This is a genomic window from Mycobacterium gastri (assembly GCF_002102175.1).
Taxonomy (GTDB): domain Bacteria; phylum Actinomycetota; class Actinomycetes; order Mycobacteriales; family Mycobacteriaceae; genus Mycobacterium; species Mycobacterium gastri.
In genome coordinates this window covers 1-16006 of record NZ_LQOX01000080.1, presented here as the reverse complement: position 1 = coordinate 16006, position 16006 = coordinate 1, and the positions used below count along the sequence as shown (strand labels likewise).

General features: G+C 68.1%; 9 protein-coding genes and 1 pseudogene. 7 read left to right on the top strand and 3 right to left on the bottom strand.

The genetic code is table 11. The annotated features are described in order from the left end of the window. Positions 1-112 precede the first annotated feature (112 nt). Positions 113-1606, top strand: a pseudogene (locus tag AWC07_RS07855) (IS1634 family transposase); the annotation flags it as partial. Between the two features lie 39 nt (positions 1607-1645). Here the strand turns inward: AWC07_RS07855 and AWC07_RS28015 are convergent. The 3 genes from AWC07_RS28015 to AWC07_RS07845 form a co-directional block, all read right to left on the bottom strand. Continuing rightward, positions 1646-1864 carry a hypothetical protein gene (locus tag AWC07_RS28015; protein WP_208622377.1) on the bottom strand — a complete coding sequence of 73 codons (219 nt, stop codon included), beginning with the start codon at positions 1862-1864 and terminating at the stop codon, positions 1646-1648. A 159-nt stretch (positions 1865-2023) separates the two neighbouring features. Next, complete coding sequence (locus AWC07_RS28010) at positions 2024-2617, bottom strand: helix-turn-helix domain-containing protein (protein ID WP_208622376.1); 594 nt, start codon at positions 2615-2617, stop codon at positions 2024-2026. A gap of 82 nt (positions 2618-2699) precedes the next feature. Beyond that, the gene (locus AWC07_RS07845) at positions 2700-3068 is read right to left on the bottom strand and encodes a hypothetical protein (RefSeq protein WP_084293684.1); all 369 of its coding nucleotides are present in this window, start codon (positions 3066-3068) and stop codon (positions 2700-2702) included. Positions 3069-3212: 144 nt separating this feature from the next. On the opposite strand from AWC07_RS07845, the gene AWC07_RS07840 reads away from it, so the two are divergent. The 6 genes from AWC07_RS07840 to AWC07_RS26690 all read left to right on the top strand — a co-directional run. After that, on the top strand, positions 3213-6242 hold the full coding sequence (locus tag AWC07_RS07840) for a protein kinase domain-containing protein (protein ID WP_051508183.1): 3030 nt from the start codon (positions 3213-3215) through the stop codon (positions 6240-6242). Positions 6243-6369: 127 nt separating this feature from the next. Further along, positions 6370-7524 carry a BTAD domain-containing putative transcriptional regulator gene (locus AWC07_RS07835; RefSeq protein WP_036417546.1) on the top strand — a complete coding sequence of 385 codons (1155 nt, stop codon included), beginning with the start codon at positions 6370-6372 and terminating at the stop codon, positions 7522-7524. A gap of 267 nt (positions 7525-7791) precedes the next feature. Then, the gene (locus AWC07_RS29305) at positions 7792-11211 is read left to right on the top strand and encodes a PE domain-containing protein (protein ID WP_084293687.1); all 3420 of its coding nucleotides are present in this window, start codon (positions 7792-7794) and stop codon (positions 11209-11211) included. A 52-nt stretch (positions 11212-11263) separates the two neighbouring features. After that, positions 11264-14533: a PE-PGRS family protein gene (locus AWC07_RS27495; RefSeq protein ID WP_036417544.1), complete on the top strand. Its 3270-nt coding sequence runs from the start codon at positions 11264-11266 to the stop codon at positions 14531-14533. Between the two features lie 130 nt (positions 14534-14663). Beyond that, positions 14664-15383, top strand: a complete 720-nt coding sequence (gene uppS, locus AWC07_RS07810; RefSeq protein ID WP_051508181.1) for a polyprenyl diphosphate synthase — start codon at positions 14664-14666, stop codon at positions 15381-15383. Positions 15384-15440: 57 nt separating this feature from the next. Further along, positions 15441-16006: PE family protein (locus tag AWC07_RS26690; protein ID WP_139829599.1), on the top strand; the 566-nt coding region annotated here is incomplete at its 3' end.

The following is a 16006-nucleotide window of genomic DNA, read 5'->3' as shown; positions in this document are numbered from 1 at the left end:
CGTTGCGCGCCCAGACCGCTCAGCGAATGTAAACATGTATTAGGTAGACGATCACGGCGTGTCATGTGGTGAGTAAGCGGTATATCGCTGCTACGGATGATATCAAGTAGACATGTACGTGGCGCGGGTGCCGAATCGGGGGTCACCGCCGGCGATCCTGTTGCGCGAAAGCTACCGCGAGGGCGGCAAGGTGAAGAACCGCACCCTGGCCAACCTGTCACGCTGGCCCGAGCCCAAGGTGGAGGCGCTGTCACGGGTGCTCAAGAGGCTGCCACCGGCACCGGATCTGGCCGCGGCGTTCGAGATCACCCGCAGCCTGCCCCATGGGCATGTGGCCGCGGTGCTGGGCACCGCGCGAGGGCTGGGCATGGCCGAGTTGATCGACCCAGTGCCGTCGCGGCGGCGGGATCTGGTGCTGGCCATGCTGATCGGGCAGGTCATCGCGCCGAGTTCGAAGCTGGCGATCGCGCGCGGGCTGCGCGCCGAGACCGCGACCAGCTCGCTGGGTGAGCTGCTGGGTGTCTCCTGCTGCGATGAAGATGACCTGTATGAGGCGATGGATTGGGTGCTCGACCGTAAGGACACCATCGAAACCGCCCTTGCCGCAAAGCATTTAGTAAACCGCACGCTGGTGCTCTATGACGTGTCCTCAGCGGCGTTTGAGGGCCGCACCTGCCCGCTGGGAGCGATCGGGCACCCCAGAGACGGGGTGAAAGGCCGGCGGCAAATCGTCTACGGGCTGCTGTGCACAACCGCCGGGATACCGATCGCGATCGAGGTGTTCGACGGCAACATCGCCGACCCGAAAACCCTGACCGCCCAGATCGAAAAGCTCAAAAACCGGTTCGGGCTCTCGCGGGTGTGCCTGGTCGGGGATCGCGGCATGCTCACCAACGCCCGCATCCGCGACGAGGTGCGCCCCGCGCAGCTGGACTGGATCAGCGCGTTGCGCGCCCCCCAGATCAAAGCATTGGTCGACGAAGGTGCGTTGCAGCTGTCACTGTTCGATGAGCAGGACCTCGCCGAGATCACCTCCCCGGAGTTTCTCGGCGAGCGGCTGGTGTGCTGCCACAACCCCGTGCTGGCCGAACAACGCACCCGCAAACGCCAAGATCTGTTGGCCGCCACCGAAAAAGAACTCACTCCTATCGCCGCGGCCACCAGCCGCGCGCGGCGCCCGCTGCGCGGCAAAGACAAGATCGCGCTACGGGTCGGCAAAGTGCTCAACCACTACCACATGGCCAAACACTTCACCATCGAGATCACCGACGAATCCTTCACCTTCACCCGAAACACCGAGGCGATCACCGCCGAGGCCGCCCTCGACGGCATCTACGCGCTGCGCACCAGCCTGCCCGCCGACACCCTCGGGCACGATGATGTGGTGTTGCGCTACAAGGGACTCGAAGACGTCGAGCGGTTCTTCCGCACCCTCAACACCGAACTCGATGTGCGGCCCATCCGCCACCGGCTAGCCGACCGGGTCCGCGCCCACATGTTCCTGCGCATGCTGTCCTACTACATCAGCTGGCACATGAAACAAGCCCTGGCCCCAATCCTGTTCGTCGACAACAACAAACCCGCCGCAGCCGCCAAACGCGTCAACTGAGGTGTTTCTGACTTTGCGATAGACATTCGCGTTTGATCAGACAACATCGTCGGGATCCTGGATAGGTTGAGTGTGCCTTTGCTGGCGGTGCCAGGCAAGGCGGCGTTTGCGGGCGGATTCGAGCCCGGCTTGGCGTGCTTTGCGGATGGCCTCCCCTCGTCCTTCCGGTTCGTCGTTGGGCGTGACGTATCCGATGCCGGCATGCAACCGGACCGAATTCCAGAACTCGCGGGTGACGGCGATTTCGGCGCGCAAGGTGGCGGGGTCCTCGATTGCGAGCAGGTGCGGAAACTCGGCCTTGGGGTGCCCGTTTGAAGCTCTCGATCCAGGCCTGATCGGTCGGGGTGCCCGGGCGGCCGAAGTGCTGGGCGATCGCGCACATGGCCATGAACTCCCGCGGGGGTGAGCCCGACGTCATCTGTGGGCCGTTGTCGGATACCGCGAGCAGGATCGGCCGGGCCTCATCGTCGGTGTCGATGTCGACGAGCCCGTCTTGGCGTCGCTCGACTGCTTCCAGGAGTCCCTCGGCGTCGAGTGCGTCGGTGAACCCGACCTCGACCTGGGTGGAGGTTTCTTCGCGGAAACAACTTCGGTGATCCACTTGCGCGAGACGAGGTCCTGGATGATCAGCACCGCCATACCCGCTCTGGTGAAATGCGTGGTGTCGTGGATCCAGATCGAGTTGGGTTTGTAGTCCACCCAGTCCGGAAACGGTTTACGCTGCGAGCGACCCGGCTTGGCCAGCGGACGGAAGTGCTTGTCCGCCAGGAAAAGAACACGGCGCACACTCGACGGCGACACCCAAACTCGGTGAAGGTAGGAGCCGCGGTGGGCGAGCTTGCGATGCGAGCGGTCGGTCTCGCCCCATTCGTCGAATAGAGCCAGGATCTCGGCGGCCTCGGTGTCGAGCAGCCCGTGCATGGGCGATCCGCCCGATGTCTTGTCGGTCAACTGGCCCAGGGCGCGCCGCGCGATCCAGCGGTGCGCGCGGACCTCGCCGAGTTGCAACTCGTGGCAGGCTCGACGCCGCGTCCAGCCGGCGCCGGTCGCGTGGTCGAGCAGGCCGAGCAGTGCTGTCTTGGTGGCCGCGTCAACCCGGTGCGGGACCCGGCCACTTAGCCCAACTCCCTTTTCCCTCGACCAGCGTCAGCCGCACAGCCATCTCCTTGAGCGCCTCGGACAACCGCGCATTCTCGGCCTTGGCCGCCTCCAACTCGTAGTCGCGCTGCCGCGCGGCGGTACCAGGCTTGGAGGTCGCCAGCGCCGCAAGCGCACCTTCCTTGGCGACCGTGCGGATGCGCATGATCGTCGTGCGGTCCACTCGGTGGTTGGCCGCGGCCTCGGCGGTCGTCACCTCCTGGCGGACCAGCTGCAACCAGATCTCGTACTTCTGCGACGGGGACAAAAACCGTTTCGGGCGGCGTCTCGACCGGGCGCCACCAGAGTTTGCTTGGGACATGATCAGATCCTCCGTAATGGTTCGGAGAACCCGTCGGATGTTGTCTGATCGACACGCCGATCTCTATCGCGAAGTCAGACGCAAACCACTGCGTGGCGGGTGGTTGCGATTTAATTCTCTTAACACTTAGGCGAGAGGCTGCTGATGCTTGATCTGGATCCCACCCAGCCGCGTGTGGCCGTGGATTGGGTGACGGAGTTGGGCGGGGCGGGTTTTGTTGACGCGGCCGAAATCGGTCGCGGCGGGTTTGGTGTGGTATTTCGCTGCCTGCAGGTGGGGTTGGACCGGCCGGTGGCGGTCAAGGTGCTGACCGGTCTCTCCGATGAGGCTCGAACCCGATTCTCTCGTGAGCAGCAGGCCATGGCGCGGTTGACCGGGCATCCAAACATCGTGGCCGTTTTGCAGGTGGGCCAAACCGCCGGCGGTTGGCCGTTTCTCGTCATGCCGTTGTGTGGGCAGGGATCTTGGCAACAACGTATTGCGGAGTTCGGCGTGCTGTCGGTCGATGAGGTGCTTGAGGTCGGGGTCAAGATCGCTGGCGCATTGGCCGCCGCGCATCGAGTCGGGGTGGTGCATCGTGACGTGAACCCGGCCAACGTTTTGTTCACCGATTATGGTGAGCCGGCGTTGACCGATTTTGGGGTCGCTCACATCAATCGGGGCTGTCAGGTCACCGCGGGTGTGCATGCGACTACACCCGCGTTCGCCGCTCCCGAGGTTATCGGCGGCGCGAGCCCCGGCGCGGATGCGGACGTATATGGCTTAGGCGCCAGCTTGTTCGCCGCGCTGACTGGTCATGCCGCCTTTGAGCGCCGCCAAGGTGAGCAGGTGGTGGCGCAATTCGTGCGGATCAGTAACGAGCCGCATTCCGACAGACGAGAGCATGACATCCCCACCGAAGTGGACGCAATAATCGCCGCGGCGATGGCCCCGGATCCCGCTGATCGACCGTCGGCGGCCGAGTTGGGTGAACAATTGCGCCACGTCTTGTTCCACGATCGCGGCGGTGGGGTCGGGCCGGCGCGCCCCATCGCCACATCGGCGATGGCAGCGCGGCCAAGAGTGGGCAATCTGCCGATGCTGCCCGCCGAGGTGGTAGGCCGCGGCGCCGACGTGGCCGAACTGCGGATGCTCTTGGCGACCTCGCGGCTGGTCACCCTGGCCGGTATGGGCGGGGTTGGCAAAACCACTCTGGCGCTGCACGCGGCCGCCGAGTTGCGCGCCGAATACCCCGACGGGGTGTGGCTGGTGGACCTGAGCGACCTGCGCGACGGAACGCTGTTGACCGAAACGGTGGCCGCGGCGCTGGGCGTGCGTGATCACCCTGGCCAAACTCTCAGTGAAGTGCTGGTCGATGTCTTGGCTGAACGCGATGCGCTGCTGGTTCTGGACAATTGCGAACACCTCATAGACGACGCGGCGAAGTTCGCCGATACCGTGCTGCACCGTTGTTCACGGTTGCACGTGTTGGCGACCAGCCGCGAGGTCCTCGACATCGCGGCCGAGACAGTGAAGACCGTGTCTCCGCTGGGCGTGCCCCGCCCCGACACGACTCCGGACGTAGAGCGCCTCGCCGCCTATCCCGGGGTGGCGCTGTTCCTACGACGCGCGTGCGCCGCCGTCCCCGACTTCACGTTGAACGAATACAACGGCGCCGCCGTACACCGCATCTGCACCCGGCTGGAGGGCCTCCCGCTGGCCATCGAGTTGGCCGCCGCCCGGTTGCGCGCCATGTCGGTGGAACAGATCGCGGACGGGCTCAGCGAGCCGTACACGCTGCTCACTCGTGGCCACCGCGGCGCTCCGAGCCGCCAAAAGACACTCGCCGGCTGCATCGACTGGAGCTACCAGCTCTGCACCCGCACGGAACAACGGCTGTGGGCGACGCTCGCGGTGTTCGCCGGAACCTTCGATCTGCCGGCCGCCCACCACCTGTGCGCTGACGAACTGCCCGCCGAAGCCCTCCTGCTCGACCTGCTGGGCGTCCTGGTCGACAAATCCATCTTGATCCGCATCCCACAGCGCGACCACGTGCGCTTCCGATTCCTGGAGACGTTGCGCGACTTCGCCAAAGCCCATGTCACACGAAGCGAACAAGACCTCCTCCGGGCGCGTCACGCCCACTGGTATCACCAGCTCGTCACCCAAGCCAACTCGCAATGGTTCACCCACGGTCAGCTGCACTGGTCGGAGCGGTTGTTGCGCGAGATGCCCAATGTGCGCGAAGCGCTGCAGTTCTCGCTGGTCCATGACCCGACAACCGCATTAGAGATTGCGGTGGCCATGCGCCCGGTCTGGCAGAAAGACGGGATGTTCGGGGAAGCACGCCGATGGCTCGAGTCAGCACTGGACGCGGTATCCGTTGAACCGAGCCCGTGGCGCGTCCGCGCCCTCAGCGAAATCGCCGTGATCGCCTTCTTCCAAATGGACCTCGCCGCGGTTCGGGCTATCGCCGCCGAGGCTCGCGACCAGATTGCGGCGATGAATGACATTGAACAAGCAGAATTGGCAGAACTACGCGCCAGATTTGACGCCATTGACGGGTACATTGCCGTGCAAACCGGTGAGATCGAACGGGGAGTCGAGTATTTGCGGCGCGCACAGGCGCTGACGGGCGAATTCGAGGTGCGATTTGCCGCGACCTACTACCTGGGGTGGGCTTTTGAGCTGTCAGGTGATCTTGACGAGGCGATGAACTCCTTCGAGGCGGCGTTGGCCATCACGACATCCCACGGGGAGTCGTGGTATAGGTCACGGGCGCTGGTGGCGCTGGGCGTAGTGCAATGGTTGCGCGGAGAGCTTCACAGCGCAGAACTTGCCATTATCGAGGGCCTTGAGTTGTCGCAGCTGATCGGTGATCCGTTTACTGGGGCACAGTGCTTCGAGAACTTGGCGTGGATCGCCGGCTCGCATGACGATTGGCGCCATGCCGGCACCATGCTGGCAGCTGCCGACGCGCTCAGCCGGGCCATCGGCAGCCCGCTGATGCACGTCCCCGATCAGTTTTCCCATCATGAGCAGTGCTGCTCCCGGGCCAGGCAGGAGCTCGGTCGGGAGCGATTCGAAGCCACGTGGGCTTACGGCGCTGCGCTCAATTTCGACGAAGCGGTCGCCTTGGCTCTTGACAACTCGAGCGGCCGGTATGCGAGGCCTGCCGTTGCCGTGCCACCGTGAGACGGGCCGCTAATCCAACCGCGGAGGTAGGCGACGGGCACACAAGGAGCCGTTCACGGAACTAGGGAGTGTGGAGCTGGCAATACGCCAATTTGGGCATTGCTGCGCCGATAGTTGGAGGGACCGAATGGCGGTGGCGCAACCCGGTGTCCAGTTCAGCGTGCTAGGGCCTTTGGAGATTTGCATCGACGGCGCGGTTGTACCGTTGGGGACGCCTAAGCAACGTGCGGTATTGGCGATGTTGCTGATCAATCGGAACCGACCGGTCGCAACCGATGCGTTGATCGACGCAGCGTGGGAACGGGGAGCCCCGAGCGGCGCGCGAGCGACGCTCTATGCATATATGTCTAATCTGCGTCGACTGTTGAGTAACGCCGGTGCCGAAGCACGCACCCTGTTGGCCAACGCGTCGCCGGGCTATCGACTCGCGGTTCTGGACAGCAACTACGACCTGGGCCGATTCGTGGCCAAAAAGGGGGCGGGACTGCGGGCTGCCGCGGACGCGCGGTTCGAGCAGGCCAGTGAACACTTCTCGGCCGCGCTTGCTGAATGGCGCGGACCAGCGCTTGACGACTTGCGTGACTTCAACTTCGTCGACGCCTTTGCAAAGGGACTACAAGAGGAAAAGGTATTGACGCAACTCGCCCATGCCGAAGTTGAAATCGCTTGCGGACGAGTTCATTCGGTAATAGGCGAGCTTGAGACACTTGCCACCGACCACCCCTACCGAGAACCCCTTTGGGCGCAGCTCATCGCCGCTTACTACCTGGCCGACCGCCAATTCGATGCGCTCGATGCTTACCAGCGACTGAAAGACCGGCTGGCCGACGACCTGGGCGTCGATCCCGGACCCGCGGTGCGTGTGCTACACGAGCGGATCCTTCGGCAGCGGCCACTCGATGTCCGCACTGCTGCCCAATCGAGCGCCGACGACACCATCAGCACCCTGTCGCGGCACATGACGGCACCTCCGGGCGCTACCCACGGCCCGTCACTTCGCGACGCGAACGGACTCAGGTATCCATTGGTCGCCACCACCACCCGTATCGGGCGCAGCCCGGACAATGACATCGTTCTTGCCGGCGCCAAAGTCAGCCGTCACCACGCGGCCGTCGTCGACACGGGTTCCAATTTCGTCCTCGTTGATTTGCGTTCGGTAAACGGTGTCTACGTTTCCGGTCGACGTATTCACACCAGCGCCGTCCTCAATGAAGGTGACCGGATTCGCATAACCGATCACCACTTGATCTTCGAAACCACTCAAGAGCCCTTCGCCCGCTGATCTCGCCTTCAGATTCGTCGCCGGCTACGGCAGGCCGGAGTCGGTCGCTGGGCACAACCCGTAATTGTGGCCGTACAACATCGCGGCGTCTACCGAACGCCCTGTCGGCCGGTAAACCATAGAGAGCATGGACAGCCGAATTGCGGACGAGAACAAGGCGACGTTTTCTTATCTCCCACATCTCTGAACCGGCCGGTGCCAGTTCTGGCCCCCCGTTCGCATTCGCCAACGCCCAGCAACCGTCGAGGCCAATGAAAAGGAGCCATGTTGTCCTACCTGACCACCTCGCCGAACATGCTTGCTGCGGCGGCTGCCGATTTGAACAGTATCGGTTCCTCGATCATCGCTGTGAATGCGCATGCGGCCACTAGCATCACAGCGCTGCGGGTTGCCGCCGAGGACGAGGTGTCCGCCGCTATCGCCGCACTGTTCTCCCAGCATGGCGCCCAATACCAAGCGCTCAGTGCGCAAGCCGCGGATTTTCATCAGCGCTTCGTACAGGCGCTAGGCAATGCATCAAACTCCTATTTGGCTGCCGAGGCCGCCAACGTGCCCTCGCTGCAATCCGCGGAGCAAAGTTTGCTTGCGGTGATCAATGCGCCCATCGAAGCGCTGCTCGGACGCCCACTGATCGGTGACGGCGCCAGCGCAACCACCGCGGGCGGTAACGGAGGCGACGGGGGTTTGCTGTGGGGTAACGGAGGAGATGGCGCGCAAGGAGCGGCAGGCCAAAACGGCGGCGCCGGTGGCTCGGCCGGCCTGTTCGGCAGCGGCGGGGCCGGAGGCAGCGGCGGCGTCGGAGGCGGAAGCGGCGGGGCCGGAGGCAATGCCGGATGGTTTGGCGGCAACGGAGGGGCCGGAGGCTCCGGAGGCGCCGGCGCTACCGGTGTCGCCGGCGGCAACGGCGGTGCCGGCGGTCACGCGGGATACTTCGGGGGCACCGGCGGCAGCGGTGGCAACGCCGGCACCGGCGGAGATGGCGCCAATGGCGGAACCGGCGGCGACGGTGGTCGCGGCGGATTGCTGTTCGGTAGCGGTGGCGTCGGTGGTGCGGGCGGAATCGGAGGAAACGGCACCTCCGGTGCTGCCGGCGCCATGGGCAATAGCGGGGCCGGCGGCACCGGCGACAGCGGTGCTGGGGGGGCTGTTGGCGGCGACGGCGGGGCCGGCGGCCACGGTGGTGCCGGCGGCGCCGGCGGACGGGGCGGCCTGATCTTGGGTTCCGGCGGCTCGGGCGGCAACGGTGGCGCCGGCGGTGCCGGCGGCAGCGGTGGCACCGGCGGCAGCGGCGGCTTCGGCGGCAGCGCCATGGTGGACAGCGGGGCAGACGGCGGCGCAGGTGGGGCAGGCGCCCACGGTGGTGCTGGCGGCGCCGGCGGAGATGGTGGCACGGGAGGGGTCGCCGGCGCGGGCGGCCTGTTCGGACACTCGGGCAGCGCCGGCAACGGTGGCGCAGGCGGCAACGGGGCGCTCGGTGGAGCCGGCGGAGATGGGGGCGGCGGGGGCAAGGGCGACAGCGGTCCCGTGGCCGGAAACGGCGGTGCAGGCGGTCACGGGGGCAACCCGGGCGCGGGAGGGGCTGGTGGTAGGGGCGGTGACCCGGGCGGCGTCAATGCTCTCAGGGGCGTCGACGGCGCGAGTGGCGGCGACAAGGGACTCGTAGCTGGCGGCAACGGCGGGGCAGGCGGTGACGGCGGCGCCGCTACGGGCGTCGGCGGGACGGCAAGCAACGGTCTTGGCGTTGTGGGCGCTGACGGCGGGCAGGGCGGTCACGGCGGTGACGCCGGGTGGGTCGGCAACGGCGGGACCGGCGGCGCGGGCGGAAACGGTGCAGACGGTCGCGGCGACGCCGGCAGCGGCGGCAGCGGAGGTGCAGGCGGCACAGGTGGCAGCGGCGGAACCGACGCCGGACGCGGCGCCGACGGTGGAACCGGCGGTAACGGCGGACGCGGCTCTGATGGCACCGCCCCCGGGGACGACGGCGGCCGTGGCGGAAAAGGCGGCGCCGGCGGCGACGGCGGTACCAGCAGCATCGCCGGCGGCACCGGAGGCAAGGGCGGCCTGGGCGGTGCGGCAGGCCGCTACAGCACCGGCGGCACCGGCGGCACAGGCGGCACCGGCGGCAACGCCGACGCAAACGGCAATGGAGTCGGCGGCCGAGGCGGAGACGGCGGTAACGGCGGCTACGGCGGTGGTACGGGCGGTCTCGGCGGCGGCGGCGGCAACGGTGGCCTCGCTGATGGGGGTCGCGGCGGAACCGCCGGCACCGGTGGGCATGGCGGTGACGGCGCGTTCACCGGCAGCGTTCACGACGGCGCCGGCGGTAACGGCGGCGACGGCGGCATCGGCGGCACCGGGCTCCAAGCCGGTCAGGGCGGTGCCGGTGGTCAGGGTGGCGACGGCGCGTCGGGTGCCAGCACGGGCCGGGCCGGCGGCCAAGGTGGTGCCGGCGGAGCCGGCGGCAACGGCGGACAGGGCGCCACCGGGGGCAAAGGCGGTAACGCCGGAAACGGCGGAAGCGGAGGAAACGGCGGCGAGGGTCACGGCACCGGTGGCGACGGCGGCGAGGGCGGCAAGGGGGGCAATGCCGGCACCGCAGGCAGCCTGAGCACGGCCGGCACCGGCGGTGACGGCGGGGCAGGCGGCGCTGGCGGCACCAGCTACGGCGATGCCAGCACCAGCGGCGCCGGCGGCCGCGGCGGCGCCGGCGGGGACGGCTTCGACGGCGGCGACGGCGGAAAGGGAGGCAATGCCGGTGTCGCGACCGGGTTCGCCAACAGCGGCGGCCAAGGCGGCAACGGCGGTAACGGCGGCAACGCCGCGACCGCCGCCGAGGCAACCGGCACCGGGGGCCGCGGCGGCGATGGCGGCAACGGCGGCGACACAGCGGGATATGGCGGCGGCGGCGGCAACGGCGGTAGAGGCGGTTATGGCAGGAACGGTGGCGATGGCGGCAACGGCGGCGATGCGGGCATCGGCTTCTACACCGGTGGCAACGGCGGCGACGGCGGCCGCGGCGGTCCCAGCATCATCGACGGCACCGCCGGCAACGGTGGCAACGGCGGGACCGGCGGAGCCGCCACCTTGCCCAACGCTGTCGCCGGAAACGGTGGCAACGGCGGCTCTGGCGGTGACAGCGGCTTCGCCTTGGCAACACAGCACGGACAAGGCGGCACCGCCGGCACCGGCGGCAACGGTGGCACCGGCGGAACAGCCACCGGCGCCGGAGGGTTCGGAGGCGATGGCGGCATCGGCGGTACCGGCGGCCATGGCGGCAACATCGCCTCCGGTGACGCCGGCAATGCCGGCGACGGCGGCGACGGCGGCAAGGGCGGCACGGGCGGTGAGGGTGCCGGCACCGGCGGCAAGGGCGGCCAGGGCGGCCTCGGCGGTGGCGGCGGCACCCACGGCGCCGGCACCGCCCCGGGCGCCGGTGGCAGCGGCGGTGACGGCGGCAGCGGCGGTGCCGGTGGCAGCGGCACCAGCGCCGGCAGTTCCGGCGGCGATGGCGGCACGGGCGGTCACGGCGGTAAGGGAGGCGACGGCACCGGTGGCACCGGCGCAGACGGCGGTTTCGGCGCCGGCGGGCTGTCTCATGCGGGCCCGACGGGCGGCGCCGGTGGAGAGGGCGGCGCGGGCGGCGCGGGCGGACCCGCATATTTCCCCACCTTCGCCGCCCGGCTCTGATCGGTCACTGCGGAGCTGATCGTCACTAGTCAGAGTTGTTGGGAGACAACGTATGTCGTACGTGATCGCGTCGCCCGGGGCGCTGAGCGCCGCGGCTTCGGACCTCAGAGATCTCGGTTCGCTGATTGCCGCGGCCAATGCGGTCGCGGCGGGACCTACCGGCAACCTCGCAGTGGCGGCACAAGACGAGGTCTCCGAGGCCGTCGCCGCGTTCCTCAGCGGTCACGCGCGGGAGTTTCAGGACCTCAGCGCACGCGTCCAATCCTCCTATGACCAGTTCGTGCAGACCTTGTCCGCCGCTGCTGGCTCATATGCGCACGCCGAAGCCTTCAGCGCATCGCCGCTGCAAGCGGTGCTCGGGCTGGTCAATGCGCCCACCGAGTATTTGCTGGGGCGTCCTCTGATCGGCAACGGCGCCAACGGATTAGACGGAACCGGGGCGGCTGGCGGCGCCGGGGGTCTGTTGTGGGGAAACGGCGGTGCCGGCGGCTCGGGTGCGCCCGGTCAAACCGGCGGCACCGGCGGTAGCGCCGGGCTGATCGGTCGGGGCGGCGTGGGTGGGGCCGGCGGCGCATCGTCGACCGGCAACGGCGGTGCTGGTGGCGCCGGGGGTGCCGGGGGCTGGCTGTTCGGTGCCGGCGGAACCGGTGGTGCGGGCGGTGCGGCCACGGGCTTACTCGGAGCCGGCGGTGTCGGCGGCGCGGGCGGCCACGCCTGGTTGCTCGGTAACGGTGGGCCGGGCGGCACCGGTGGCGCCAGCGCGGGGGCCACTGGGGGCAACGGCGGTAACGGCGGCAGCGCCGGATTCCTCTACGGCAACGGCGGCGACGGCGGCACCGGCGCTCACGGCGGCGCCGGCGCTGACGCGACTGGTGTCCACCACAGCGTTGGCGATAACGGCGGTCCGGGCGGCGACGGCGGGAGCGGCGGATCAGGCGGCGCGGGCGGACGGATATTCGGCAACGGCGGCAACGGCGGTGACGGCGGCAGCGGTGGTTCCGGCGGAATCGGTGCCCGCGGCGCCGACGGGTCGCCCGGAGTCGCAGCCGGTAGCGACGGTTTCGACGGCGGTGACGGCGGCAGGGGCGGTGATGGCGGCGATGGCGGCAACGGCGGAACTGCCGGAGCGAAAGGCTTGTTCGGCCACGCCGGCGTCGATGGCGCGGGCGGGACCGGTGGCTCCGGGGGCGCCGGCGCCGAGGGCGGCAGAGGCGGTGTCGGCGCCGCGGGCGATGCCGGCAGCCCCGACGGCGGCAAGGGCGGGAATGGGGGCGACCCGGGCGCTGGCGGCAAGGGCGGTGACGGTGGGAGTGGATCCACTGCCGGTGCGCACGGCCCTTCCGGAAGCGCGGCCGGCAGCGGCGGCGACGGTGGCGCCGGCGGCGACGGCTACAGTCTCTCCGCGCCGGGCGCCGATGGCGGCAACGGCGGCAACGGCGGCGACGGCGGAGCGGTGGGCAACGGCGGGCGTGGCGGTGACGGCGGAGTCGGCGGTCACGCTGACGCAACCAAGGCCAGCGGCGCCGGCGGTCGCGGTGGGGACGGCGGCAGCGGCGGAAAGCTCTCAGGCAACGGAGGCGACGGCGGGAGCGGAGGCGATGGGGGAACCGGGGCCGCCGGCACCGGCAATTACCCGGCGGTCGTCACCAACATCACCGGCTTCGACGGGCCATCCGGTGTGGCGGTGAGTTGGGACGGCACCCGTGCCTACGTCATCAGCGCGACCAGCAACACCATGTCGGTGATCGACACCGCCACCCACACCATTACCGCCACGATCATGGTCAACGACCCGACCAGCGTGGCCGTGAGCCCTGATGGGACCCGCGTCTACGTCAGCAGCTTGACGAACAACACGGTTTCGGTGATCAACACCGCCACCAACACCGTGACCGGAACGATCGCTGTCGGCGGCTTTCCGGGCGGCGTTGCAGTCAGCCCCGACGGTGCCCACATCTACGTCGCCAACAATTTGGATAACACCGTGTCGGTGATCGACGCTGCCGACAACAGCATCGCGGCGACCATCCACGTGCAGTTCGGACCGTGGGACCTGGCAGTCAGCCCCGACGGCACTCGGGTCTACGTCGTCAACTCGGACAGCAACAGCCTGTCGGTGATCAACACCGCAAACAACACCGTGTCGGCCACCGTCACCGACCTCAGCAGCCCTATCCACGTCGCGGTCAGCCGTGATGGCGCCCACGCCTACGTGTCGGGCCTGGGCACCGTTCAGGTGATCGACACGTCGACGAACACCGTCTCAACCACCATCGCGACAAGCCACTACCAACCTGGCCTCAACTATTCAGATGGGGGGGTCGCGGTCAGCGCCGACGGCACTCAGCTCTACGTCTGCAGCATAGAAGGCGGCTCGGTGGCTGTCCTCGACACGGGCAACAACACGATTATCACCACACTCAACGGCCTTGGTTTCTGTTCCGTCGCGGCCGGCCCTGACGGTGCGGCCTACGTAACCCAGGGCTACGGCAGCGATGTCGTCTCGGTAATCGACATCCCGCGTGACGGCTCGGTCGGGGGCACCGGCGGAGCCGGCGGGCATGGTGGCGACGCGTTGACGGCATCGGGCAACGGTGGCCACGGCGGCACCGGCGGTCACGGTGGGACCGGGGGTGCAGGTATCGATGGCGCGGCTGCGACGACCGCAGGCGGCACAGGAGGCACGGGCGGCAACGGGGGCAACGGCGGGGCCGGCGGGACGGGTGGGGTCGGCGGCAAGGGCGGAGCGTTGGGGGCCAATGGCAACGGCGGAGCCGGGGGCACAGGCGGCGACGCCGGGGCGCCGGGTGACGGCGGCGATGGCGGCAATGGGGATAGCGGGCACGTCGACGGCGGGGCCGGCGGCAGGGGTGGTGACCCCGGGAGCCCCGGTCTCGGCGGTGCCGGCGGCGCTGCCGGCATCGGAGGAAGCGGCGGGGAGGCCGGGACCGGGGGAATCCGCGGTGCAGCGGTCGACTCAGGCGGCGACGGCGGCAACGGCGGCAACGGGTTCGCGGCCGACCTCATCAATGGCGAGGCCCGCGGCGGTAGCGGTGGACGGGGCGGCCACGGCGGCTCGGTCGGCAACGGCGGTGACGGCGGCAACGGTGGCAACGCCGGCACGAACTTCGGCAGCGCCACCGGTGGTGACGGCGGTGACGGTGGCGACGCGACGGGTCCCGGCGCCAGCGGCGGTGACGGCGGCAACGGCGGTGACGCCGACTCGTTTTCGGGCAGCCGCCACGGCGGATCCGGCGGTGCCGGGGGCACAGCAGGCTCGGGCGGCACACCCGGTAAGGCTGGCCAACCCGGCACCGGCTGATTTCCGTTAACTCCGACCTAAATCCTGCTTCACACGTTCCATAGACCAAACCGATCGCGCGGCCACCGAGAACGGGACGTCGATTATGAATAAGTGCGACCGGGAGTTAGTTAGTAAAGGACTGATACCAATGAAGACGGTTGTGGGGCATATCGCTAAAGGACGTACGAAAAGTGGACCACCGGGTCAGTTGCCACGCACAGTGGCCCTGATACCTGATGGCAATGCGCGTTGGGCCGACTTGAATGGCCTCACGACGATCCAAGGTCATCTTGCCGGACTTGCTGTCGGTATCGCCCGCGCACGAGATGCATGCGAACTAGGTATCGAACAGCTTTCCCTATTCGGCTTTTCCGCCGAGAACTGGACGCGTCCCGCCGCCGAAGTCGACGACTTGATGAACCTGTTCGCAACTCACTTTCCCTGTGCCGTGGAGGCTCTGGCGCCACTCGGCGTCCGCATCTGCCACTTGGGCTCGCGCAGTGGACTGCCAGAACCAGTGCTCGACGCATTGGACGACTTAGCGTCAGCCACCGCACACAACACCCGGATGACCCTGTTCGTCGCGCTCAACTATGGCGGCCGCCAAGAATTATTGGACGCCGCAAAATATTACACCGGCAGCGGCGAAGAAGAATTCTGGCAGCTGCTTAACGCACCGGAGATGTTAGACCTCGACTTCATCATCCGCACCGGCGGCGAGCATCGCTTGTCCAACGGTTTTACGTGGCATTCCTCTTACTCGGAATTGTTGTTCGTAGACGAGCTGTGGCCGGACTTCTCCCGAGACTGTTTTGAGCTTGCGCTCGCCCAATTTGGCCGGCGGGTGCGGACCATGGGCGGGCGCTGAGAAACCGAATTCGTCGAATAGGCATTCAGAACCAGTATCGATCGGACGGAGTGCAACGTGAGCGTCGAATTGATGGCAGCATCGTCTCCTGGGCCGAAGTTGTGGGTGACGCCAGACGCGGTGGCAACCGGTGCCATTGACGTGGCGCAAATCAATGCGCAGGTGAAGCAGGCGACAGCGGAGGCGGCGGCGGTAACCGTAGGCGTGGCGGCTCCCGCGGCTGACGAAGTGTCGGCGGCCATTACGTCGTTCTTCCGAAGCTACGCCCACCAGTTTCAACAACTCAGCGCCGCATCTGTCGCATTCGGCGAACGACTGGCGCAGCAGGTCGCGGCCGCAGGACGGGCCTACGCCGCTGCCGAAGCGACAAATATGGCGGCTTTGAGTTCTGTGCTGGACGGGGCGTCAGGGGTGCAGTGGCTTTCGCCCGTGAAGGCGCTGACCGGGCGTCCGTTGATCGGCAACGGCGCGGACGCGCTTGCGGGGAGCGGCGCGGCCGGCGGTGATGGTGGCTGGCTGGTCGGCAACGGTGGGGCGGGAGGCTCGGGTGCGGCGGGCCAAGCCGGTGGGCGTGGCGGTGACGCCGGGCTCATCGGCTGGGGCGGGCCCGGGGGTGCCGGAGG

What these genes read in the sequence shown, in the direction of transcription:
- AWC07_RS07845 (WP_084293684.1), bottom strand. Translation starts at nt 3,068, where the DNA reads ATGTCCCAAGCAAACTCTGGTGGCGCCCGGTCGAGACGCCGCCCGAAA.
- AWC07_RS07840 (WP_051508183.1), top strand. Translation starts at nt 3,213, where the DNA reads ATGCTTGATCTGGATCCCACCCAGCCGCGTGTGGCCGTGGATTGGGTG.
- AWC07_RS07835 (WP_036417546.1), top strand. Translation starts at nt 6,370, where the DNA reads ATGGCGGTGGCGCAACCCGGTGTCCAGTTCAGCGTGCTAGGGCCTTTG.
- AWC07_RS27495 (WP_036417544.1), top strand. Translation starts at nt 11,264, where the DNA reads ATGTCGTACGTGATCGCGTCGCCCGGGGCGCTGAGCGCCGCGGCTTCG.
- uppS (WP_051508181.1), top strand. Translation starts at nt 14,664, where the DNA reads ATGAAGACGGTTGTGGGGCATATCGCTAAAGGACGTACGAAAAGTGGA.